Source organism: Caballeronia arvi, from assembly GCF_001544695.2.
GTDB lineage: Bacteria > Pseudomonadota > Gammaproteobacteria > Burkholderiales > Burkholderiaceae > Caballeronia > Caballeronia arvi.
The window spans coordinates 38,472-61,577 of the sequence record NZ_FCOM02000031.1; the positions used below are offsets into that span (position 1 = coordinate 38,472).

The window sequence follows — 23,106 nt, forward strand, 5'->3', positions numbered from 1 at the left end:
CAAACATGCGCGCCGTCAGATGCAACGAACACGGACTGCCCGATACGCTTTCCATCGAAACGCTGCCCGACCTGCATCCCGAAGCGGGCGAAGTCGTCATCGACGTGAAAGCGGCGAGCGTGAATTTTCCGGATGTGCTCATCATCCAGAACAAGTATCAGTTCAAGCCGCCGCTGCCGTTCACGCCCGGCGCGGAATTCGCGGGCATCGTGCGCGAAGTGGGCGCGGGCGTCACGCGCCTCAGGCCCGGCATGCGCGTGGCCGCGTACACGGCGCAAGGCGCGTTCGCCGAACAGGCGCGCGCAAAGGAAGCGGACTGCATCGCGCTGCCCGACGACGTCGATCTCGCCGACGCCGCCGCGTTCACGCTTGCGTACGGCACGTCGTACCACGCGCTCGTCGATCGCGGCGCGTTGCAGGCAGGCGAGACGCTGCTCGTACTCGGTGCGGCGGGCGGCGTCGGCGTCGCGGCGATCCAGATCGGCAAGCTCGTCGGCGCGCGCGTGATCGCGGCGGCATCGAGCGCGGAAAAGCTCACGTTCTGTCGCGAGCATGGCGCCGATGACATCATCGATTACGCGAAGGAAGATCTGCGCGAGCGCGTCAAGTCACTGACGGACGGCAACGGGCCGGATGTCATCTTCGATCCGGTCGGTGGCGCGTATGCGGAGCCCGCGTTTCGCAGCATCGGCTGGCGCGGGCGGTATCTGGTCGTCGGCTTCGCGAACGGCGAGATTCCGAAGCTGCCGCTCAATCTCGCGCTGTTGAAAGGCGCGAGCATCGTAGGCGTGTTCTGGGGCGGTCACATGCAGCGCGAACACGCGCTCGCCGATCACGAGTTCGCGACGATGGTCGACTGGATCAAGGCTGGCAAGTTGCGGCCCGTCGTCACGAAGCGCTATTCGCTCGACGAAACGCCGCAGGCGCTCGACGACATGATGAATCGCCGCGTGACCGGCAAAGTCGTGATCGAGCCGTAAGGCGGCTTGTTCGCGGCGCGCGTTTCGACGTGTACTTGTCGAACTAGAGGCGCCGCGACTGCGCGCCAGGCAGCATGCCGATGCGCTCCGCCTGGCGTGTTTTGGCGTCGGCGAAATCGGCCGCCACATAATGGTGCTGCGCGCGAGCATGCTTGTCGTGCAGCATCTGAAAGGCCGTCATGACGCGCCGCACCGTGAGCAGGCGTTGCCACATGCGCTCCCTGAGCGCGCCGAACGGCAGCACGGAAAGCGGCAGCACGACCGCGCCCGGTCCCCAGCCCGGACGCCAGGAGCGCGCGAGGCCCCGTCGCATGAAAAGCGACAACGTCGGCACGCCGATGCACGACGCGAGATGCCCGAGACCCGAATCGTTGCCGATGAACCAGGACGACTCGGCAATCCACGTCGCGACTTCGCCCAACCGCGGCAGCGCGTTGATCTCGCATCCTTCGCTGGCGATGTCGCCCCATGCGCCGAATTCGGCAGGCGCGACGAGAAAACTCGGCTGCCAATGCAGATGCGCGAGCCCGCGCGAGAGTGCCAGAAACTTTGCGCGGCCCCACATCTTCTCGGGATGGCTGCCCGTCGGATGGATGGCGATGCGATTCGCGAAGCGCCCTTCCACCACGCCCGCCGGCACGGCGAGGCCATTCGCGCGCGTGACATCACGCAGGCCGAACACCTTCGTCGCGACCTCGACGATACGGTCCACCATGTGCTTCGAGCCGCGGTATTCGGGCAGCGTCGCGAGACACAGCGTCTCGCCGGAACGGCTGAGCGCCGCTGCATAGTCGGTCGGCAGCAGTTCGATCACCGTATCGAACGCGCCCTGCCAGGCGTCGGGCTGCGCTACTGTTACGTGCGGAAACCAGTCCGCAAGCTGCTCCGCGACCCAACCGAACACGACGGGCCGATAACCATTGCGGAGGAGATTGTTGACGAGGACGAGCCCGATGAGGCTGTCACCGATCGGTGATGGCAACACCACCGCAATCGAACTGTCAGTTCGCAGATTCATTCCTGTTCTCGCGGAATCGCGCAGATGAGCGCCGCGCCGATGACGCGCGGCAGCATCCGAATTCAGAGTGTCGCTTGGATTGCGTGACGACCTGATGTGTTCCCGACGCCTGCTTCGGACAGGTCACGCGGGATCCGTATGGACCCGCGGTGCGGCACCGGGATTAGCGCAGCATCATAAAGATATCTGCCGTGCGTGACCATAGCCGATTCGCCGGAACCGGTGTGGCACGAATTGTCGCGCAAATCGCCGGCGTCTGCCGGCCGCGCCCGTCAGAGCTTTTCCGTTTCGCCGCTCTTTGGCTGCCACTTCATGAGGCGACGCTCGACCAGCGCGACGAGACCGTCGAGCACGAGCGCGAACGCCGTCAGCACGAGAATGCCGGCGAAGACGGTGTTGATGTCGAAGGTGCCTTCGGCCTGAAGAATCAGATAGCCGACGCCGCGCGCCGACCCGAGATATTCCCCGACAACCGAGCCGACGAAGGCCAGTCCGACCGACGTATGCAAGCTGGAAAACACCCAGCTCGTCGCGCTCGGTAGATAAACGTACCGCAACAGTTGCTTGCGGTTCGCGCCGAGCATGCGCGCATTGGCGAGCACGACCGGGCTCACTTCCTTCACGCCCTGATAGACGTTGAAGAACACGATGAAAAACACGAGCGTCACGCCGAGCGCGACCTTCGACCAGATGCCGAGCCCGAACCACACGGCGAAGATCGGCGCGAGGATCACGCGCGGCATCGAGTTGGCGGCTTTGATGTAGGGATCGAGAAGCGCGCTTGTCGTCGGTGCGAGCGCGAGCCAGAGGCCGACGCCCAATCCGAACACCGTGCCGATCACGAACGCCAGCACCGTTTCGATCAGCGTCACCCACAAGTGAATGTAGATCTCGCCGCTCGTGAACCATTCCCAGATGCGCACCAGCACCTTCTGCGGCTCGCCGAAGAAGAATGCGGCCTTGTTGGCGTCGTCGAAATAGAAAGGCGGCAGAAGCGTCGGGCTCGTGAGCGCGTACCACAACGCGAAACACACGAGCAGCAACAGCCATTGCCACACGATGAGGTTCGTCCGATTCGGGCGCAGCTTGTTCCACATGGTCGTATCGTCTTATTCGGCGGCGGCGGTGGGCTTCAGCTGCTGCTGATAGCCCTTCAACACTTCCTCGCGCAGCACGCCCCAGATCTGCGCATGCAGTTCGACGAAGCGTGGATGCGAGCGGATTTCGGCGACATCGCGCGGGCGCGGCAGGTCGATCGCGAATTCGCCGATCGGATGCGTGCCCGGCCCCGCCGACAACACGATCACGCGGTCGGACATCGAGATCGCTTCGTCCAGATCGTGCGTGATGAAAAGCACCGCCTTGCGCTTGGCCGCCCACAGATCGAGCAACTCGTTTTCCATCAGCTGACGCGTCTGGATGTCGAGCGCGGAGAACGGCTCGTCCATCAGGATGATGTCGGGATCGAGGATGAGCGTTTGCGCCATCGCGACGCGCTTTCTCATGCCGCCCGACAGTTGATGCGGATAGCGGTCGCCGAAGCCGCCGAGACCCACGCGCTTCAACCATTCCTCGCCGCGCGCATCGGCCTCCTGTTTCGACACGCCCTGAAACACGAGGCCGGCCGTCACGTTGTCGAGCGCGGAGCGCCACGGCATCAGCGCATCGGCCTGGAACATGTAGCCCGCGCGCTTGTTGATGCCCGCAAGCTTTTCGCCGAACACGCTCACGGTTCCCGACGAAGGCGCAAGCAACCCCGCCGATACGTTCAGCAGCGTGGACTTGCCGCAGCCGGTCGGCCCGACCACCGAGACGAACTCGCCCGGCGCGATCCTGAGGCTCGTATTGCGGACCGCGGTGTAGCGGTCCTTGCGGCTCTCGCGCGAAGCGAACGTGCAGGTGACGTCCTCCAGCGCGAGCGCGTGATTCGATGGCGCGTTCATCGATCAGACCTTAACGGTGGCGAGCGCCTTCTTCACGAAGTCGTTGGTCCACGTCTTCGACAGATCGATCGGCTTGCCCTTCACGGTTTCGTCGAAGGCTTGCAGCGTCTTGAGCGAAGTCGCGGGACCGTCGGCGGGCATCAGGCCGTCGGGCGACAGCGCTTCTTTCACGTGCTGCCATGAATCGAGATACAGCGCGCGATCGCCGAGCAGGTAGCTTTCCGGCACCGTCGCGATGAGATCCTTGCCCGATGCGCCTTGCAGCCACCTCAACGCGCGGACCATCGCGTTGGTGAGCGCCTGAGTCGTGTTCGGGTTTTTCGTGATGAAGCTCTGCGATGCATACAGGCAGCCCGCCGGCATGTTGCCGCCGAACACCTTGACGGTATCGGCGAGCGTGCGTGTGTCCGACACGATGCGGATATCGCCCGCGCGGTCGAGCTTCGTCATCACCGGATCGAGATTGGCGATCGCGTCGATCTGCCCGGACTGCAGCGCGGCGATCGCGCCCGCCCCCGCACCCACGCCGATGAACGACACGTCGCTCGCCTTGAGCCCGGCTTGCGCGAGCACGAAGCCCGCCATGATCGAGGTCGACGAACCCGGCGCCGTCACGCCGATTTTCTTGCCCTTCAGATCCGCGACCGACTTGTAGTTCGGCATCGTCTTCTTCGATACGGCAAGCACGATCTGCGGCGCGCGTCCTTGCAGCACGAATTCGCGGAAATACTGGCTCTTCGCCTGAAGCAGGAGCGTGTGCTCGAATGCGCCCGACACGACATCCGCGCTGCCGCCGACCGCCGCCTGCAGCGCCTTCGCGCCGCCCGCAAAATCGGCGATCTCGACTTCGAGACCTTCGTCCTTGAAGTAGTTGCGGCGCTCCGCGATGGTGAGCGGCAGATAGTAGAAGAGATTCTTGCCGCCGACCGCGATGGATACCTTGGCCTGTTCCGGCTTGTTCTGCGCAAACGCGAGCGGCATGCCCGAAAGTGCCCCACCCGCGAGCACGGCGCCGCTCGCGATGAACGTTCTGCGTTTCATCGTCTCTGTCTCCTTGGAATTCTTGTAGTCCGCGAGCGCGTCAGATCACGCGCATCAAATCACTTTTTCAGCCCGCAGCCGCGCAATATCGTCGGCATCATACCCGAGCGTCTGAAGTACTTCATCCGTGTGTTCACCGAGTTGCGGGCCGAGCCAGCGCGTCTCGCCCGGCGTTTCCGAAAGCTTCGGCGTGACGTTGGGCAGCGTGATTTCCTTGCCGTCCTGCCACGGAAAACGCTGCATCATCTGACGCGCGATGTATTGCGGATCGGTGAACATGTCCGCGACGCTGTAGATGCGGCCAGCAGGAACATCGGCGGCGTTGAGCACGGCGAGCGCTTCCTCGATGCCGCGCGTCGAAAGCCATGCGGCGATGGCGTCATCGATTTCCTGCGTGCGCGGCACGCGGCCGTCGTTCGACGCGAGCGCAGGATCGTTCGCGAGATCCGCGCGGTCGATGGCGTTCATCAGGCGCTTGAAGATCGGATCGCTGTTGCCGCCGATCACGATGCTGCCATCGCGGCAAGGATAGGTATTCGACGGCACGATGCCCGGCAGCGAGGCTCCGGTGCGCTCGCGCACCATGCCGTACACGCCATATTCGGGCACGACGCTTTCCATCATGTTGAAGACGGCTTCGTACAGCGCCACGTCGACGACCTGCCCTTTGCCGCCGTTCACGCGGACGTGATGCAGCGCCATCATGCCGCCAATCACGCCGTGCAGCGCGGCGATCGAATCGCCGATCGAGATGCCGATGCGCGGCGGCGGCAGGTCCGGATAGCCCGTGATGTGGCGCAGCCCGCCCATCGATTCCGCGATCGCGCCGAAGCCCGGCCGATCGCGATACGGCCCGGTCTGGCCGTATCCGGAAAGCCGCACCATCACGAGGCCGGGGTTGTCTTCCGATAGCACTTCATAACCGAGCCCGAGCTTTTCGAGCAGGCCCGGGCGAAAATTCTCGATGACGATATCGGCTTCCTTCGCGAGCCGCCGGACGATCGCCTTGCCTTCGTCGGCCTTGAGATTCACCGTCACCGATTTCTTGTTGCGCGCCTGCACCGCCCACCACAGCGACGTGCCGCCCACTTCGGGATACAGCTTGCGCCACTTGCGCAGCGGATCGCCGCCATTCGGATCTTCGATCTTGATGACATCGGCGCCGAATTCGCCCATGAAGCGTGCGGCGAACGGCCCGGCGATGAGCGTGCCAAGTTCCAGAACCTTGACGCCGGCGAGTGGTCCCGTCGTTGCGCTCATGGTCATGTCTCCAGTTGTTTTTTTTTTAAAGGGGGATATCCAGCGGTGCGAAGCGCGGCGTGCCGTCGGGCAGCGTTTCGTTGAACATCGCGGCGGGCCGGACCCACAGGCCGCGTTCGTGCGGCCACAGATGTTCGTAGACGATCATCGCTTCCTCGGTCTCGGAGTGGCGCGCCACTCCGATCACGCGATACAGCCCGCCCTTGTAGTGACGATGCGTCGCGAGCGCGAGGGCTTCGGTTTCTGTCATTGAATCGATCCTTAAACGGAACGCCGGTCGAGCATCGCGCGCGCGATCGTGCCCGCATCGACATATTCGAGCTCGCCGCCGACCGGCACGCCGCGCGCGAGCCGCGTCACCTTCAGCCCTTTGCTCTTCAACGTCTGCGCGAGATAGTGCGCGGTCGCCTCGCCTTCGTTCGTGAAGTTGGTGGCGAGCACCACTTCCTGCACGATGCCGTCGAGCGCGCGGCTAATCAGGCGCTCGAAGTGAATCTCCTTCGGACCGATGCCGTCGAGCGGACTGAGCCGCCCCATCAGCACGAAGTAGAGCCCGCGATACGTGAGCGTCTGTTCGAGCATGATCTGATCGGCGGGCGTCTCGACGACGCACAGCAAGGCCGGATCGCGCTCCTCGTCGGTGCAGACTTCGCAGATATCGCTTTCCGTGAAGGTGTTGCACTTCTCGCAGTGCTTCAGATGCTCGGTCGCGAACAGCAGCGATGCTCCGAGCTTCTCGGCGCCCGCGCGGTCGTGCTGCATCAGGTGATACGCCATGCGCTGCGCCGATTTCGGGCCGACCCCGGGCAGCGCGCGCAGCGCCTCGACGAGCGCCGACAGGGCGGAAGGTTGTTTCATGTTTCCTCATGACACGCCGGAATCGCTCCGGCGCGCGGGTTTAGAACGGCAGCTTGAAGCCCGGCGGCATCGGCATGCCGGAGGTCATGCCGCTCATCTTTTCCTGCGTGGTCGCCTCGGCCTTGCGCACGGCATCGTTGAACGCAGCGGCGACGAGATCTTCCAGCATGTCCTTGTCGTCGGCGAGCAGGCTCGGGTCGATCGACACACGCTTGACGTCGTTCTTGCAAGTCATCGTCACCTTCACGAGACCGGCGCCGGACTGGCCCTCGACCTCGATCAGCGCGAGCTGATCCTGCATCTTCTTCATGTTTTCCTGCATCTGCTGAGCCTGTTTCATCAGCCCGGCGAGTTGGTTCTTCATCATGGTTAGGCTCCTTACTGGAAAACGTGTGGTGCCAGCGTGCGCCCGGCGCGCGCTCGACATTCGGTGCGGATGCGCGACGTCGACAACACGCCGCGCGCTTCAGTTCACGACGGACTCGCGCCCGATGCGGCAATCGGCTTGATCGAGCCTTGCACGATACTCGCGCCGAAATCGCGGATCAGCGACTGCACGAACGGATCCTGCTTGATTTCCTGCTCGGCTTCCTGCTGGCGGCGCGCGCGGTCCGCGGCATCGAGCGCGGCGGCAGTGCGGCGCGCGGGCGCGACATTCACGCTGACTTCGATCGCGCGGCCGAGCTTCTCAACGAGCGCGGCCTTGAGCTTCGTGACGTGCGTGGCATCGGTGTACATCTGGACGGCAACCGCGAGCGTGACGGAGCTCGCGTCGCAGGCAGTCAGTTCGCTATTGAACGCGAGCTGATAGGCGACGCCCTTCAGCGGCAGATCGACGGCGAGCACGGGCCATTCCACGGTCACGCCGAGCACGTCGAGCGACACGGCGGGCGGCAGCGGCGTGGCGTCGATGACGGGCGCGGGTTTCGCTGCCGGCTCCGCGCCGAAACGCATGTCGTCGGGACCGCTATCGAAAGCGGGCACGAAACCGTCATCGGGCAGCATGAAATATTCGTCCGCCGATGCCGCCGGCGAATAGTCGTCGGGCGGCATGTCTTCCCACGGCGGAATGACGTTCGCCTTGTTTGCGTCCCCTGCTGCGGCCTTCGGTTCGGCGGCCGGCGCCGCGCGTTTGGACGTCGGGACCTGGACTTGTACCGCCGGCTTCGCGACGGGTTTCGGCGCAGCGGGCGCAGCCGCTGGCGCAACCGAAGCGCCGCGCGCACCGCGATCGGACGAAAGACGCATGCCCGCGCTGCGCAGCACTTCGAGCGCCGCGCGAGCGCCGCCGCCAGCGCGCGACGACGCTTCTGGCTCCGATGCGCGCGGTGCAGCGGGCGCGACTTCATCGACGGCCTGCCGCGCAGCGCTCGGCACCGGCGCGGGTTTCACAGGTACGGGCTCGCTCGCTTCGATGGGCGCGGCGGGCTGCTCGCTTTCGCCAGCGGCTTCGACCGGCGGCGTCTCTTTCGCCTTGACGACGACGGGTTCCACTGAAGGCGCTTTCGCCACCGGCGCCGGCGCGACTGCGCGCTCGGCCATCGCGCCCGCAAGCGCCGCGCTGCGCGCGGGTTTCGCAGCCGAAGGCGCGCTCACCGCGACACCACCGCCGCCCGGCCCGCCCGCAGGCTCGAATGCGAGCATGCGCAAGAGCGTCATCGTGAAGCCAGCGTATTCGTCCGGCGCGAGACCGAGCTCGCCGCGCCCGATGGTGGCGATCTGATAAAAGAGCTGAACCTGCTCGGCCGACAGCATGTCGGCAAAGCGGCGGATGTCCGCGGCCTCCGGCCATTCATCCAGCACCGACGACGGTGCGAACTGCGCCCACGCGATTCGATGCAGCAGACTCGCGAGATCCTGCAGCGCCGTCGAGAAAGACAGACTGCGCAGCGCCATTTCGTCGGCGATTTCAAGCACGAGCGCGCCATCGCCTGATGCGAGCGCGTCGATGAGGCGAATCAGGTAGCTTTGATCGAGCGCGCCGAGCATGCCGCGCACGGCTTCCTCGGTGACTTCGTTGGCCGAATACGCGATGGCCTGATCGGTGAGCGACAGCGCGTCGCGCATGCTGCCGTCGGCCGCGCGCGACAGAAGACGCAGCGCCTGCGATTCGAACGTGATCTGCTCTTCCTGAAGAATGTTCTCCAGATGAGACACGATGTGCCCCGCCGGCATCTGCTTCAGATTGAACTGCAGACAGCGCGACAGCACGGTGACCGGAATCTTCTGCGGATCGGTCGTCGCGAGGATGAACTTCACGTGCGGCGGCGGCTCTTCCAGCGTCTTCAACATCGCGTTAAAGGCGTGATTCGTGAGCATGTGCACTTCGTCGATCATATAGACCTTGAAGCGCGCATCGACGGGTGCGTACACGGCGCGCTCGAGCAGCGCCGCCATTTCGTCGACACCGCGATTGCTCGCCGCGTCCATCTCGACGTAATCGATGAAGCGGCCTTCATCGATTTCCCGGCACGCACGGCACACGCCGCACGGCTTCGAGGTCACGCCGGTTTCACAGTTGAGCGCCTTCGCGAAGATGCGCGAGAGGGTCGTCTTGCCGACACCGCGCGTGCCCGTGAACAGATAGGCGTGATGCAGGCGGCCGCCGTCGAGCGCGTGCGTGAGCGCACGGACGACGTGCTCCTGGCCGACGAGCGACTCGAACGATTTCGGCCGCCATTTGCGTGCGAGAACTTGATAGGTCATGCGCGAAATTGTATCAGCAACGACCTCGTGCAAACGCCGGTCCGGCGGGGCCATCGGGCCCGAGCGAACGCACGGAAAAGCCACACGCGGACAGCGTGCTACACGTCGACGAAACAGGGGAAAACGAGAGGGAACAGCAGAAGAAAAGCGGAAGGTGACGAGCCCGACCCTCGGCACTGGTGGAAAACGGCTGTGGCTGCTTCGTTCCCGACCTGACCAGGTTGACCGCGCCGCCATGCGAGGAGGCCCGTCACGACGAATTGTATCACGGGGCCACGCGATGCCGGAAGGCGTCGCTCGATCGCACGGAGTTACCGGAGTAACGGATGCCCTCTTGCACTACGTGTTTCCGCCCTCAGATGCGCCCTATCGGCACCCGGCAACGGATAGCAAAGTAAGCTAAGATGACCGGTGAATTGTGCGGAAGTGGTGCATTTTGCGCTTTCGCGAGTCATTCGCCGCCGCGTGCGAGTCGTACTGGCGCATGGCGAGCGGGCTTGAACATGCCCGTTGGCGACGAAATTTTTCTCAGTTTGTTGTATCGTGGCGAGCATTCAAAACGCGGGCCTCGAATCAATAGAGGTATTCAGACAATGAGCGAATCAATCAAGCACATCAGCGACGCTTCTTTCGAACAGGATGTCGTCAAGTCGGATAAACCTGTCCTGCTCGACTTCTGGGCCGAGTGGTGCGGTCCGTGCAAAATGATTGCCCCGATCCTCGACGAAGTCGCGAAGGATTATGGCGATCGTCTGCAGATCGCGAAGATCAACGTCGACGAGCATCAGTCGACGCCGGTGAAGTTCGGCGTGCGCGGCATTCCTACGCTGATTCTCTTCAAGAACGGCGCAGTGGCCGCGCAGAAGGTCGGCGCATTGTCCAAGTCGCAATTGACCGCGTTCCTCGACAGCAACCTGTAACGGCATCCACGGCGAGCGCCGGCATCTCCCGGCGTCAGCGTCCGGCATCCACGGCGCAATCCACGCGCACGGCGATGCAGCCGATGTTGTCACACGACAACATCGGCCGAAAAGCCCCGCCCAAAGCCCACCCGAGGCTCGTGTGGCGTGTGCTATGCTAGAATCACAAGAGTTCAAGAAGTACTAAGTCTCGAGCGGTTCCGCTCACCTCTTCTCCCAAATCTTTCTGTCGCACCTCTTCTCCCCGGCGGGAAATCCGTATGCATTTATCCGAGCTCAAGTCTCAGCACGTCTCCGCACTGATCGAGATGGCCAATGGCCTCGAAATCGAAAATGCGAACCGCCTGCGCAAGCAGGAACTCATGTTCGCGATTCTTAAAAAGCGCGCCAAGGCTGGCGACACGATTTTCGGCGACGGCACCCTCGAAGTGCTGCCCGATGGCTTCGGTTTCCTGCGCTCGCCCGAAACCTCGTATCTCGCGAGCACGGACGATATTTACATCAGTCCGTCGCAAATCCGCCGCTTCAATCTGCACACCGGCGACACGATCGAAGGCGAAGTACGCACGCCGAAGGACGGCGAGCGTTATTTCGCGCTCGTGAAGGTGGACAAAGTCAACGGGCAGCCGCCCGAGGCCTCGAAACACAAGATCATGTTCGAGAACCTCACGCCGCTGCATCCGAACAAGCCGCTGCCGCTCGAACGCGAAATGCGCGGCGAAGAAAACGTGACGGGCCGGATCATCGACATGATCTCGCCGATCGGCAAGGGCCAGCGCGGCCTGCTCGTCGCGTCGCCGAAGTCGGGCAAGACCGTGATGCTCCAGCACATCGCGCACGCGGTGAAGGCGAATCATCCGGACGTCATCCTGTTCGTGCTGCTCATCGACGAGCGCCCGGAAGAAGTGACGGAAATGCAGCGCTCGGTAAAGGGCGAAGTCATTGCGTCGACGTTCGACGAACCCGCCGCGCGTCACGTGCAGGTGGCCGAGATGGTCATCGAGAAGGCGAAGCGTCTCGTCGAAATGAAGCACGACGTCGTGATTCTGCTCGACTCCATCACGCGTCTCGCGCGCGCCTACAACACGGTCGTGCCGGCGTCGGGCAAGGTGCTGACGGGCGGTGTCGACGCCAACGCGCTGCAGCGTCCGAAGCGCTTCTTCGGCGCGGCACGCAACATCGAGGAAGGCGGCTCGCTCACGATCATCGGCACGGCGCTCATCGAAACGGGCAGCCGCATGGACGACGTGATCTACGAAGAGTTCAAGGGCACCGGCAACATGGAAGTGCACCTCGAGCGGCGTCTCGCGGAAAAGCGCGTCTATCCGTCGATCAACCTGAACAAGTCGGGCACGCGCCGCGAAGAACTGCTCATCAAGCCGGATCTGCTGCAGAAGGTCTGGGTGCTGCGCAAGTTCATCCACGACATGGACGAAGTCGAAGCAATGGAATTCCTGCTCGACAAGATCCGTCAGACGAAGAACAACGCCGAGTTCTTCGACATGATGCGTCGCGGCGGAGGCTGATCCGCTCAAGCTTTGCGTTCGAACGAAAACCGCCTGCTTTGTCAGGCGGTTTTTTGTTGGGGCCGTGCGTACAATCCGCAACTGTTCCAGTCTCTCGATTCGACGCATGGCCAACCTCTTCACCCGCTGGTTCGGCGCGCAACGCCGCGAGCGCGCGCTGCGCAAATACGCCATCGACGACGCGCTCTGGCAGCGCACGCTCGCCGCGTATCCGTGCTTCGGCCATCTGGGCGCGCAGGATCTCGCGCGTTTGCGCGAGAGCGCGAGCCTTTTCATCGCGCAAAAGGAATTCTCGACGGCGCACGATCTCGAACTGACCGATCAGATGATCGTCGCGATCGCCGCGCAGGCTTGCCTGCCGGTGCTCAATCTCGACCTCGATCTGTATCGCGGCTGGGTCGGCGTGATTGTTTATCCGGGCGAATTCGTGATCCGGAAGACGGTCGAGGACGAAGACGGCGTCGTGCACGAAGTCGAGCACGATGCAAGCGGCGAGGCGTGGGAAGGCGGCCCCGTCGTGCTCTCGTGGGAAGATGCGCAAATGTCCGACGGCTCGGAGGCCTACAACGTCGTGATCCACGAGTTCGCGCACAAGATCGACATGGTGACGGGCATCGCCGACGGGCATCCACCGCTCTTTCGCCGCTGGCACGCACCGCTCGATACGACCACCTGGGCCGACATCTTCGATAACGCCTACGATCACTTCTGCGCGCGCGTGGACGCGGTGCCGGAGCGCCGCTGGAACCGCTTCGAGCGCGAATCGCTGATCGATCCTTACGCGACGGATCATCCGTCGGAATTCTTCGCGGTGTGCAGCGAGGCGCTTTTCGTGACGCCGAAGGCGTTCGAGGCCGAGTATCCGGAGCTTTATCGCCTGCTTGCGCGCTATTACCGGCAGGATCCGGCGGGCGTGGGCGCGCTTGTCGCGTAGACTTCGAAAAAAGTGTCAAGCAACTGATTTTCTGGCATAATCGCCGTTTTTCGACCCTAGGCAAGTGACTCGCGCGGTTCATGTGAAAGCGCAGCGGGTTGGCTACCGCCAGTTATCAGGAAAGACCATGAAACAAGGCATTCACCCGGATTACCGCGAAGTCCTGTTCGTCGACATGTCGAACGACTTCAGGTTCGTGACCCGCTCGACCATCCAGACGCGCGAAACCGCCGAATTCAACGGCAAGACCTACCCGCTCGCGAAGATCGAAGTGTCGTCGGAATCGCACCCGTTCTACACCGGCCAGCAGAAGATCATGGACACGGCAGGCCGCGTCGAGAAGTTCAACAACAAGTTCGCGCGCTTCTCCACCAAGAAGTAAGTCGGACTTCGGGCTTCAGCAAAAAAGGGCAGCTTTGGCTGCCCTTTTTTGTCGCCGATTGCTTTTCGTATTTCAGGCGGCGCGCCTCGGCACCGCCTTTGCTGCATCGATCGAACGTCGTTGCGTCTGGCCACGGCGCGCAACGTCGATCCGCCTTCAACGACGCCGCGCGACTACAATGCCGGTTGCTCCGGCCCCGCCCGCGCCTTGCGCGAGATGAGCGGCCCCTTATCCAATCAAGCCTTCTCGCATGCGATCTGTCGTTCGTCTGACTGCCTCCGCCACCAGCGCCCTGCCGCGCTGGCTGCTGCTCGCCATCTGTATCACCTACGCGTCGTTCGGCCTGTTCGGCCGCGATCCGTGGAAGAACGAGGATGCGGCGGGCTTCGGCGTCATGTGGACGATGGCCAACGGCGACGCGCGCGACTGGCTGCTGCCGAACCTCGTCGGCCGAGCGCCGACCGCGGATGGCCCGCTGATGTACTGGCTCGGGGCATCGGCGATCCGGCTGCTGAGCCCGTGGGTCGATGCGAGCAACGCGTCGCGCGTGGTCACGGGTCTGCTCTTCTGTCTGGCGTGCGCATTCGTCTGGTATTCGACCTATCTGCTCGGCCGGCGCGACGAAGCGCAGCCGTTCAAATACGCATTCGGCGGTGAGCCGGAGCCGCGCGACTACGGCCGCACGCTCGCCGACGGCGCTCTGCTCATCCTGCTCGCGTGTTTCGGCCTCGCCGAGCGCGGCCACGAAACCACCCCGCAACTCGCGCAGTTCGCCGGCACCGCGATGCTCATCTACGGCCTCGTGCGCAGCCTCGACAAGCCGATCCACGGCGGCCTCGTGTGGGGCGTGGCGATCGGCGTGGTCGGGCTGTCGAGCTCGCCCGTGCTCGTGTTCGCGCTTTTGCTCTGCACGCTCGCGATGACGATCATCGTGAAGCAGGTACGCGCCGCGCCGCTTCTGATTTTCGGCCTGCCGGTCGCGATCCTGCTGATCGCCGCGTGGGTGCTGCCCACGCTGCACTACTTCCCCGAAGACGGCGAATGGTGGCTGCGCCAATGGTGGCGCAACAGCTTCTCGTTCTTCTCCGGCACGCCCGGCGCGATCCTCGGCTACGCGATCAAGAACCTGCCGCTCTTCACGTGGCCCGCGTGGCCGCTCGCGATATGGGCGTTCGTCAGTTGGGGCGGGCTGCGGCGCTCGCCGCACGTGGGCGTGCCGCTGTCGATCATCGGGCCGCTGCTCGTGCTCGTCGTCCTGCAGGCGCACGAAACCAACCGGCTCTTCATGCTGCTCCTGCCGCCGCTCTCCGTGCTCGCGACCTTCGCGCTGCCCACGTTGAAGCGCGGCGCGATCAACGCGATCGACTGGTTCGCGATGCTGAGCTTCACCGTCATCGGCTCGCTGGTATGGCTCGTGTGGACCGCGGGCATGTTCGGCTTTCCCGCGCCGATGGCCCGCAATCTCGCGCGTCTCGCGCCGGGCTTCCATCCCGAGTTCAAGCTGATTTCCTTCGTCTGCGCGGTGGCCGTGACGATCTGCTGGTTCATGCTCGCGCGCTGGCGTCTCGCGCGTCACCCGAAAGTGTTGTGGCGCAGCGTCGTACTGTCGAGTGCGGGCACCACGCTCATGTGGGTACTGCTCATGACTCTGTGGCTGCCGGTGGTGAACTACAGCCGGACGTATCGCGATGTCGCGGAGCAGATCGCCGTGCACCTGCCGCCCGACTACACCTGCATTTCGCCCGTGCGCCTGGGCGACGCGCAGATCGCTACCTTCGCCTACTTCGGCGGCATGCACTTCGCATTTGACGAAGACTGCGACGTGATCCTGCGCCAGGACCCGGCGGACTTCGGCGAGCCGTCGTCGATGTCGGCGTTCCAGTGGAAGCTCGTGTGGGAAGGCAGACGCGTCGCCGACCGCGACGAGCGTTTCCGCCTGTACGTGCGCACCGAGCGTCCCACGCCGCCGGCGAAGAAACCGCTGCGTCCGAAGAGCCTGCGCCGGCCGCAGTAACGCGATGCGCGCGATCCCGACACCGACCGGCACGACCGGCATGCTGAGCGACGTGCGCAAGATCGCCGCGCTCGCGTGGCCGGTGCTGATCGGCCAGTTGGCGGTGATCGCGTTCGGCGTCATCGATACCGCGATGGTCGGCCGCTTCTCCGCCACCGATCTCGCCGCGCTCGGGCTGGGTGGCTCCGTCTATATTTCGGTGTATATCGGGCTCACGGGGATTCTCGTCGCGCTGCAGCCGATCGCCGGGCAGCTTTTCGGCGCGGGCCGCGAAAGCGAGATCGGCGAGGAGACGCGGCAGGCGTTGTGGCTTGCCGCGGCGCTCACCGTCATCGGCTTCGTGCTGCTCTACTTTCCCGAGCCGATTCTCTCGCTCGCGAAAGCGCCGCCCGCGCTGCACGACCGTACCGTCGACTATCTGCGGATTCTGTCGTTCGGCCTGCCCGCGAGCCTCGCGTTTCGCGTCTACAGTTCGCTCACCAACGCGGTCGGCAAGCCGCGGCTCGTGATGTTTCTGCAAGTCGGCGGACTGCTGCTCAAGTTTCCGCTCAACACCTGGTTCATCTTCGGCGGCGCGGGCGTGCCCGCGCTCGGCGGTCCCGGCTGCGCACTCGCGAGCACGCTGATCAACTGGGCGCTGGCGATCGTCGGCATGACGGTGCTTTTCAAGGTCGAGTTCTTCCGCCCGTTCGGCATCTTCTCGCACTTCTGCTGGCCCGTCTGGCGGCGACAATTCGCGCTTCTGCGCCTCGGCATTCCGATGGGTCTCTCGTATCTCATCGAAGTGACGTCGTATACGTTCATGGCGCTCTTCATCTCGCGCTTCGGCACGACCACGCTCGCCGGCCATCAGATCGCCGGCAATCTCGGCGCGGTGCTGTACATGACGCCGCTGTCGATCGGCATTGCGTCGTCGACGCTCGTGTCGCAGGCGCTCGGCGCCCAGCGTTTCGACGACGCGCGCTCGATCGGGCGTCACGGCATCGGCATGGCGTGCGTGCTCGCGCTCGTGTACGGCGTGGCGCTGATTGCCGCCCGCCCGCACGTGATCGCCGCCTATACGCCCGACGCGAACGTGATCGCCGCCGCGATGCCGCTCGTGCTCATCATCTTCTTCTATCACCTCGGCGACGCGCTGCAGATCACGGTCGCGTTCATCTTGCGCGCGTACAAGGTGACGGTCGTGCCGACGGTGATCTATGCCGTCGCGCTGTGGGGCATCGGGCTCGGCGGCGGCTATCTGCTCGGCTTCGATATTGGCGGCGGCGTGCCCGAATGGCTGCAGGGCGCGCGCGGCTTCTGGATCGCCAACTCGGCGAGTCTGGGCGTCGCGGGCGTCGGGCTCTTCGTTTATTGGCGACGCGTGAGCGCGCGGCGCGTGTCGCGGGTTGACGCCGACTGAGCTGTCGTCGAAAAGCGTCGTGATCGGAAAGAATGACGTAAGGCTCCAGTAGAATTTCGCGTCGAGTCAGTCTCGGAGCGAGTGGATGAGCCGCATAACAACGTCACAAAAAAAATGGATTCTGGCCGCATGCACGCTGATCGCAGCGCTTGGTTTTAGCGCCGTGCTTCACCGGGCCGATGCCGCGCGCATCGCGAGCGTGTCGCCGCAAGGCAAGGTCGCGCAAGTGCGGCAGGTCGTCGCCAAATTCGACGAACCGATGATCGCCTTCGGCAGCGCGTCGGCCGCCGCGCCCGGCAAGGTCGTCTGTAGCGGCGCGAGCGCCTCGGCGCTGGCGGGTTCGGGCCGCTGGATCGATCAAAAGACCTGGGCCTTCGATTTCGAGCACGATCTGCCGCCCGGCGTGCGCTGCGCGCTCGATCTCGCGGACGGCCTCAAGTCAGTCGCGGGCAACGCGCTTTCCGGCCCGCGCCATTTCGCGTTCCAGACGGGCGGTCCGTTCGTCACGCGCGTCATGCCGGGCTATGGCGACATCGAAGAAAATCAGGCCTTCGTGCTGCGCCTGAACGGCCCGGCGACGCAGGCTTCCGTGCTTCAGCATGTCTGGTGCGAGTCGAGCGCGCTCGGCAACCGCATTCCGGTGCGTACCGTCGACGATCCGACACGCGCCGCACTGCTCAAACATTTCCGGCTCGATAAAGAAAGCGACCGCGTGCTCACGCTTGCGTGCCAGCAAACGCTGCCCTCCGCAACGAAGATGCAGCTCGTCTACGGCGCGGGCGTGACGGGACAAAGCGGCATCGCCAACGATGTCGAGAAGCGCTTCGACTTCACGGTGCGCGAGCCCTTCACGGCGAGTTTTTCGTGCGAGCGCGAGAACGCGAAGGCGCCCTGCACGCCTTTGCGTCCGCTGCGCCTGAATTTCAGCGCGCCGGTCAGCCGCGCCGACGCGCAGAAATTCGTGCTGCGCGGACCGAAAGGCAACGCAACGCCTCATTTCGATGCCGCGGACAAAGACGCGGAAGTGAGCGCCGTCGAGTTCGCCGCGCCGCTGCCCGAGCGCGCCGATCTCACCATCGACGCGCCCGCGAACCTGAAAGACGTGAGCGGCCGCACGCTCGCGAACGCCGATCTCTTCCCGCTCAAGACCGCGACGGCAGCGATGCCGCCGCTCGCGAAGTTCTCGTCGGGCACGTTCGGCATCATCGAACGATTCGCTGAAGCCGGCATGCCCGCGATGCTCCCCGTGACGCTGCGTCACGTCGAAGCGGACCTGCATGTGCAAGGGCTCAACTCGGGCACGTCGCAAATCACGAAGCTCAAAGTCGATGCGGATCAGGACATCCGCGAATGGATGCGCGCCGTCGACACGTTCGATGGCATCTCGATGTCGCGCTCGTCGATCGAAGAGCGCATGCCGGCGATGCTGAGCAACGGCATCGCACCGGTCGTCATCCTGAATGAGGACGGCACGGTGTCGAAAGACCCGCAGATCGACATCCGCTCGCTGTCGATGCTGGCAAAACAACGCGGCGTCGAAACCCTCACCCTGCCCGCCGCCGATCCCAAAGCGTTGCGGCCCTTCGAAGTCGTCGGCATTCCGCTCACGAAGCCTGGCTTTTACGTCGTCGAAATGAGCTCGCCCGCGCTCGGCGCATCGCTGCTCGGCAAGAATCAGGCGATGTACGTGCGCACGTCGGTGCTCGTCACGAACCTCGGCGTGCATTTCAAGCAGGGACGCGAGAACAGCCTTGTGTGGGTCACGACGCTCGACAAGGGCAAGCCCGTCGCGAACGCGCAAGTGCGCGTGACCGACTGCAATGGCGATGAAATCGCGACCGCGAAGACCGATGCGCAAGGCATCGCGAAGATCGGCAAGCCGCTCGCCGCCGCACGCGAATGCAACGCGCGCAGTCTTGCGTGGGGCGGCTTCTTCGTGTCGGCGCGCGTGAACGATCCCGCAAGCGGACCGGACATGGCGTTCGTGATGTCGGACTGGAATCGCGGCATCGAATCGTGGCGCTTCCACGTGCCGACCGACATGAGCGCGACGCGCACGACACGCGCGCATACCGTGTTCGACCGCACGCTCCTGCGCGCCGGCGAAACCGTGTCGATGAAGCATCTGCTGCGCGTCGAAACGCTGAACGGTTTCGCGTTTGCGCCGCACGATCCGACGCGCGTAACGATCCGGCACGTCGGCAGCGGACAAACATGGCATCTGCCGCTGAAATGGGCCGCGGACCACAGCGCCGATACGACCTTCACCGTGCCTGCCGCCGCGAAGCTCGGCGAATACAGCGTCACGCTGGACAACGGCACGGCCAGCGATGACAGCGACGACAACGACAACGACAACGCCGTCACGCAGTCGTACGAATCGGGCAGCTTCCGCGTCGAGGAATTCCGTCTGCCGGTCTTCAAAGGCTCGATCACGGCGGGCGACAGCAAAGCGCCCGGACTCGTCGCGGCACAGGAAGCGCCGGTCGCGGTGCGGCTCGAATACGTGCAAGGCGGACCGGCCTCGAATCTGCCGGTGCAGGTGTCGGCGCTCGTGCGCGATGTATCGCCGCCGTTCGCTTCGCAGTACGAGGCGTTTAGCTTCGCGCCGTATCGCAAGCCCGCGGACGACGGCGCCAGCGCGAGCGCCGGGGACGGAGACAGCGAAGAGCAGGACAACGCGACGTCGAAGCTCGTCGCCGACAAACTGCGTGTCACGCTCGATCGCGACGGCGCGGGCAAGGTCACGATCAAGCCGCTGCCGGCGGTCGAATCGCCGAAACGTCTCACGCTCGAAGCGAGCTTCGCCGATCCGAACGGCGAGATTCAGACGATCAGCGGCACCGCGACGCTCTGGCCTGCCGCGGTCTCGGTCGGCGTGAAGGCAGGGCATTGGGTGTCGGTCGGCGGCGCGCTGCCGGTGCAGGCCATCGCGCTGGATTTGCAGGGCAAGCCGCGCGCGGGTGTTTCGGTCGAAATCAAGGCCGTCGCGCGCGTGATGTCGAGTTCGAGAAAGCGCATGGTCGGCGGCTTCTATGCCTACGACAACCACACCGAGATCAAGGATCTCGGCACGCTGTGCAGCGCCAAGAGCGACGATCACGGCATCGTCTCGTGCGACGCCAAGCTCAAAGAGCCGGGCAACGTCGATCTGATCGCGATCGCCAAAGACGGTGACGGCCGGGCGGCCAACGCGAGCACATCCGTGTGGGTCACGCGCGCAGACGAATTGTGGTTCGGCGGCGAGAACACGGACCGCATCGACGTGCTGCCCGAAAAAACGAGCTACGAGCCCGGCGAAACCGCGCGTTTTCAGGTGCGCATGCCCTTCCGTTCGGCGACGGCGCTCGTCGCGGTCGAGCGCGAGGGCATCGTCGAGACGCGCGTCGTCGAGCTGAACGGCAAGGATCCGACCGTCGAACTCAAGGTCGAGGATGCGTGGGGACCGAACGTCTACGTGTCGGTGCTCGCGCTGCGCGGACGCATCCGCAACGTGCCGTGGTATTCGTTCTTCACGTGGGGCTGGAAGGCGCCCGTCGAATGGGCGCGCGCGTTCTGGTACGAAGGCCGACAGTATCAGGCGCCGACGCCGCTCGTCGATCTGTCGAAGCCCGCGTTCCGTTACGGGCTCGCGTCGATCAGGGTCGGCGCCGCGTCGCACAGGCTCGCGGTGAGCGTCAGCCCGGATGCGAAGTCGTATACCGTGCGCGGCAAGGCGCACGTCAAGGTGAAGGTCGCGCTGCCCGATGGCAAGCCCGCGCCCGCCGGCACGCAGATCGCGGTCGCGGCCGTCGATGAAGCCTTGCTCGAACTGATGCCCAATCAAAGCTGGGACGTGCTCGACGCGATGCTGCAACAACGCGCGTACGGCGTCGAAACCGCGACGGCGCAGATGGAAATCGTCGGACGGCGCCACTTCGGACGCAAGGCCGTGCCCGCGGGCGGTGGCGGCGGACACAGCGCGACGCGCGAACTGTTCGATACGCTCCTCCTGTGGAATCCGCGCGTGACGCTCGACGCGAAGGGCGAAGCCACCATCGACGTACCGCTGAACGACGCGCTCACGCGCTTCAGGATCGTCGCGGTCGCGGCGGTCGGCGCGGGGCAGTTCGGCACCGGCAGCGCATCGATTCAAAGCACGCAGGATTTGCAGCTGATCTCGGGATTGCCGCCGCTCGTGCGCGTCGGCGATGCGTTCCGCGCGCAATTCACGCTGCGCAACACGACGGCGCGGACGATGCGCGTCGTCGTTACGCCGCACGCCGGATCGCTTGCGCTCGATGCGCGCACGGTCGAGCTCGCGCCGGAATCGTCGCAGGAAGTGGCCTGGGATGTGACGACGCCCGATGTGCTCGGCATGAACTCATCCGCGAGTCTCGACTGGAACGTGAGCGCGTCCGAGCAGGCCGGACCTTCGGTTGCCAAACCCGCAAGCGACGCCGTGAAGCTGACGCAAAAGGTCGTCGCGGCCATTCCCGTCGCCGTGCAGCAGGCGACGATCACGCAAGTCGATGGCACGCTCACGCTGCCCGTCGCGCCGCCCGCCGATGCCAGCAAATCGAGCGACGGCGCGGTGCGTGGCGGCATCGCCGTGTCCTTGCAGCCGAAGCTCGCGGACGGCCTGCCCGGCGTGCGCCGATGGTTCGAGCGCTATCCGTACAGTTGCCTAGAGCAGCAGACCTCGCGCGCGCTCGGCCTGATGGACGCCGCGCAATGGCTGGGCGTGATTGCGAAAATGCCGTCCTATCTGGACCGCGACGGCCTCGCGAACTACTTCCCGCCCGCCGACGACGAACGCCCGACCGGCAGCCCGACGCTGACCGCGTATCTGCTCGCCGTCACCGACGAAGCCGCGAAACAGGACCGCCGCTTCGCCCTGCCCGACGATGTGCGCAATCAGATGGCCGCGGGTCTCGCGAATTTCATCGACGGCAAGATCGAGCGCAAATTCTGGGCGCCGCGCAACGATCTCGACTACGAAAAACTCGCGGCGATCGAGGCCTTGTCGCGCTACGGTCTCGCGCAGCCGCGCATGCTCGGCTCGATCACGGTCGCGCCGGATCAATGGCCGACGTCCGCGGTGCTCGATTACTACGCGATCCTGTCGCGCGTCGACGGCATTCCGAATCGCGACGAGAAGCGCGCGCAGGCCGAGCAGATCATCCGCGCGCGTCTGACGTATCAGGGCACGCGCCTCACCTTCTCGACCGAACGCGACGACGATCTCTGGTGGCTCATGACCGGCACCGAGACCAACGCCGCGCGCACCGCGCTCCTCTTCGCGGACGCGCCCGGCTGGAAGGACGAGATGCCCCGCCTCATCGCGGGATTGCTCGCGCTGCAGAAAAGCGGCGCGTGGCACACGACAACCGCCAATCTGTGGGGCGCGCTCGCGGTCGACCGCTTCTCGCATGTGTTCGAGAGCACGCCGGTCACGGGTCATACGTCGATTCAACTGGGTGCGTCGACGCAAAGCGTGAACTGGGGCGCATCGGGCACATCAGCGCCCGCGCCCGCCTCGGCCACGCCCGCGACGAACACGGCGAACGCGCGCAGCATCATGCTGCCGTGGTCGACGGGTTCGCTCATGCTCACGCAAGACGGCACCGGCAAGCCGTGGGCGACGATCGAAAGCCTCGCGGCCGTCGCGCTGAAAGCGCCGTTCGCGGCGGGCTATCGCATCGCGAAGACGCTCACGCCGGTCGATCCGGCCGTGAAAGGCGTCCTCTCGCGCGGCGACATCGTGCGCGTGCATCTCGATATCGACGCACAAAGCGACATGACCTGGGTCGTCGTCAACGATCCGATTCCCGCGGGCGCGACGATTCTCGGCTCCGGCCTCGGGCGCGATTCGCAAGCGGCCACCCAAGGCGAGAAGCAGGATCGCGACGCATGGCCCGCGTTCGTGGAGCGCGGCTTCGACGGCTATCGCGCGTATTACGGCTATCTGCCGAAAGGCAAGCTCCAGGTCGAATACACGATGCGCCTGAACAATCCGGGCACGTTCGGCCTGCCGCCGACGCGCGTCGAAGCGCTCTACGCGCCTTCGTCGTTCGGCGCGCTGCCGAATGCGCCCGTCGTTGTCAAACCCGTCGTCAAGCCGCTCGCGGCGAAGTGATGCG

At 64.7% G+C, this 23,106-nt stretch carries 17 protein-coding genes and 1 other RNA gene; 8 read left to right on the forward strand and 10 right to left on the reverse strand.

Going from position 1 to position 23,106, the window contains the following annotated elements:
* Positions 1-5: 5 nt before the first annotated feature.
* Positions 6-980: an NADPH:quinone oxidoreductase family protein gene (locus AWB74_RS27270; RefSeq protein ID WP_061149777.1), complete on the forward strand. Its 975-nt coding sequence runs from the start codon at positions 6-8 to the stop codon at positions 978-980.
* Positions 981-1,023: 43 nt separating this feature from the next.
* On the opposite strand, the gene AWB74_RS27275 is transcribed toward AWB74_RS27270, so the two are convergent.
* From AWB74_RS27275 to ffs, 10 genes are all read right to left on the reverse strand, one after another.
* Entirely contained in the window at positions 1,024-1,998 is a 975-nt protein-coding gene (locus AWB74_RS27275; RefSeq protein ID WP_061149778.1) for a glycosyltransferase family 9 protein, read from the reverse strand.
* A gap of 272 nt (positions 1,999-2,270) precedes the next feature.
* Entirely contained in the window at positions 2,271-3,095 is an 825-nt protein-coding gene (locus AWB74_RS27280; RefSeq protein ID WP_061149779.1) for an ABC transporter permease, read from the reverse strand.
* A gap of 12 nt (positions 3,096-3,107) precedes the next feature.
* Positions 3,108-3,941, reverse strand: a complete 834-nt coding sequence (locus tag AWB74_RS27285; protein ID WP_061149780.1) for an ABC transporter ATP-binding protein — start codon at positions 3,939-3,941, stop codon at positions 3,108-3,110.
* 3 nt (positions 3,942-3,944) lie between these two features.
* Positions 3,945-4,982: an ABC transporter substrate-binding protein gene (locus AWB74_RS27290; RefSeq protein WP_061149781.1), complete on the reverse strand. Its 1,038-nt coding sequence runs from the start codon at positions 4,980-4,982 to the stop codon at positions 3,945-3,947.
* 54 nt (positions 4,983-5,036) lie between these two features.
* Positions 5,037-6,242 (reverse strand): CaiB/BaiF CoA transferase family protein, encoded by a 1,206-nt coding sequence (locus AWB74_RS27295; RefSeq protein WP_061149816.1) that lies wholly within the window; start codon positions 6,240-6,242, stop codon positions 5,037-5,039.
* Between the two features lie 25 nt (positions 6,243-6,267).
* Positions 6,268-6,492, reverse strand: coding sequence for a DUF1653 domain-containing protein (locus tag AWB74_RS27300; protein WP_061125398.1), 225 nt, complete (start codon positions 6,490-6,492; stop codon positions 6,268-6,270).
* 11 nt (positions 6,493-6,503) lie between these two features.
* Positions 6,504-7,100, reverse strand: a complete 597-nt coding sequence (recR, locus tag AWB74_RS27305) for a recombination mediator RecR (protein ID WP_061149782.1) — start codon at positions 7,098-7,100, stop codon at positions 6,504-6,506.
* Positions 7,101-7,140: 40 nt separating this feature from the next.
* A complete protein-coding gene (locus AWB74_RS27310; protein WP_061125400.1) occupies positions 7,141-7,467 on the reverse strand; it encodes a YbaB/EbfC family nucleoid-associated protein in 327 nt (108 codons plus the stop codon).
* Between the two features lie 104 nt (positions 7,468-7,571).
* Positions 7,572-9,806, reverse strand: coding sequence for a DNA polymerase III subunit gamma/tau (locus AWB74_RS27315; RefSeq protein ID WP_061149783.1), 2,235 nt, complete (start codon positions 9,804-9,806; stop codon positions 7,572-7,574).
* Positions 9,807-9,959: 153 nt separating this feature from the next.
* Positions 9,960-10,058, reverse strand: an RNA gene (gene ffs, locus AWB74_RS27320) — signal recognition particle sRNA small type.
* A 341-nt stretch (positions 10,059-10,399) separates the two neighbouring features.
* Here ffs and trxA point away from each other — a divergent pair.
* The 7 genes from trxA (at position 10,400) to AWB74_RS27355 (ending at position 23,102) form a co-directional block, all read left to right on the forward strand.
* Positions 10,400-10,726: a thioredoxin TrxA gene (trxA, locus tag AWB74_RS27325; protein WP_008349330.1), complete on the forward strand. Its 327-nt coding sequence runs from the start codon at positions 10,400-10,402 to the stop codon at positions 10,724-10,726.
* A 260-nt stretch (positions 10,727-10,986) separates the two neighbouring features.
* Positions 10,987-12,252, forward strand: coding sequence for a transcription termination factor Rho (gene rho / locus AWB74_RS27330; protein ID WP_014191631.1), 1,266 nt, complete (start codon positions 10,987-10,989; stop codon positions 12,250-12,252).
* A gap of 106 nt (positions 12,253-12,358) precedes the next feature.
* Positions 12,359-13,186, forward strand: coding sequence for a M90 family metallopeptidase (locus AWB74_RS27335; RefSeq protein WP_061149784.1), 828 nt, complete (start codon positions 12,359-12,361; stop codon positions 13,184-13,186).
* A 127-nt stretch (positions 13,187-13,313) separates the two neighbouring features.
* Entirely contained in the window at positions 13,314-13,568 is a 255-nt protein-coding gene (locus AWB74_RS27340; RefSeq protein WP_014191633.1) for a type B 50S ribosomal protein L31, read from the forward strand.
* A 250-nt stretch (positions 13,569-13,818) separates the two neighbouring features.
* Positions 13,819-15,582 (forward strand): ArnT family glycosyltransferase, encoded by a 1,764-nt coding sequence (locus tag AWB74_RS27345; protein WP_061149785.1) that lies wholly within the window; start codon positions 13,819-13,821, stop codon positions 15,580-15,582.
* Between the two features lie 40 nt (positions 15,583-15,622).
* Positions 15,623-16,984, forward strand: coding sequence for an MATE family efflux transporter (locus AWB74_RS27350; RefSeq protein ID WP_061149817.1), 1,362 nt, complete (start codon positions 15,623-15,625; stop codon positions 16,982-16,984).
* A gap of 85 nt (positions 16,985-17,069) precedes the next feature.
* Positions 17,070-23,102: an Ig-like domain-containing alpha-2-macroglobulin family protein gene (locus tag AWB74_RS27355; RefSeq protein ID WP_061149786.1), complete on the forward strand. Its 6,033-nt coding sequence runs from the start codon at positions 17,070-17,072 to the stop codon at positions 23,100-23,102.
* Positions 23,103-23,106: the final 4 nt, after the last annotated feature.

Bases quoted from the DNA above. Each gene is read 5' to 3' on its own strand.
- AWB74_RS27270 (WP_061149777.1), top strand. From the start codon at position 6: ATGCGCGCCGTCAGATGCAACGAACACGGACTGCCCGATACGCTTTCC.
- AWB74_RS27275 (WP_061149778.1), bottom strand. From the start codon at position 1,998: ATGAATCTGCGAACTGACAGTTCGATTGCGGTGGTGTTGCCATCACCG.
- AWB74_RS27280 (WP_061149779.1), bottom strand. From the start codon at position 3,095: ATGTGGAACAAGCTGCGCCCGAATCGGACGAACCTCATCGTGTGGCAA.
- AWB74_RS27285 (WP_061149780.1), bottom strand. From the start codon at position 3,941: ATGAACGCGCCATCGAATCACGCGCTCGCGCTGGAGGACGTCACCTGC.
- AWB74_RS27290 (WP_061149781.1), bottom strand. From the start codon at position 4,982: ATGAAACGCAGAACGTTCATCGCGAGCGGCGCCGTGCTCGCGGGTGGG.
- AWB74_RS27295 (WP_061149816.1), bottom strand. From the start codon at position 6,242: ATGAGCGCAACGACGGGACCACTCGCCGGCGTCAAGGTTCTGGAACTT.
- AWB74_RS27300 (WP_061125398.1), bottom strand. From the start codon at position 6,492: ATGACAGAAACCGAAGCCCTCGCGCTCGCGACGCATCGTCACTACAAG.
- recR (WP_061149782.1), bottom strand. From the start codon at position 7,100: ATGAAACAACCTTCCGCCCTGTCGGCGCTCGTCGAGGCGCTGCGCGCG.
- AWB74_RS27310 (WP_061125400.1), bottom strand. From the start codon at position 7,467: ATGATGAAGAACCAACTCGCCGGGCTGATGAAACAGGCTCAGCAGATG.
- AWB74_RS27315 (WP_061149783.1), bottom strand. From the start codon at position 9,806: ATGACCTATCAAGTTCTCGCACGCAAATGGCGGCCGAAATCGTTCGAG.
- trxA (WP_008349330.1), top strand. From the start codon at position 10,400: ATGAGCGAATCAATCAAGCACATCAGCGACGCTTCTTTCGAACAGGAT.
- rho (WP_014191631.1), top strand. From the start codon at position 10,987: ATGCATTTATCCGAGCTCAAGTCTCAGCACGTCTCCGCACTGATCGAG.
- AWB74_RS27335 (WP_061149784.1), top strand. From the start codon at position 12,359: ATGGCCAACCTCTTCACCCGCTGGTTCGGCGCGCAACGCCGCGAGCGC.
- AWB74_RS27340 (WP_014191633.1), top strand. From the start codon at position 13,314: ATGAAACAAGGCATTCACCCGGATTACCGCGAAGTCCTGTTCGTCGAC.
- AWB74_RS27345 (WP_061149785.1), top strand. From the start codon at position 13,819: ATGCGATCTGTCGTTCGTCTGACTGCCTCCGCCACCAGCGCCCTGCCG.
- AWB74_RS27350 (WP_061149817.1), top strand. From the start codon at position 15,623: ATGCTGAGCGACGTGCGCAAGATCGCCGCGCTCGCGTGGCCGGTGCTG.
- AWB74_RS27355 (WP_061149786.1), top strand. From the start codon at position 17,070: ATGAGCCGCATAACAACGTCACAAAAAAAATGGATTCTGGCCGCATGC.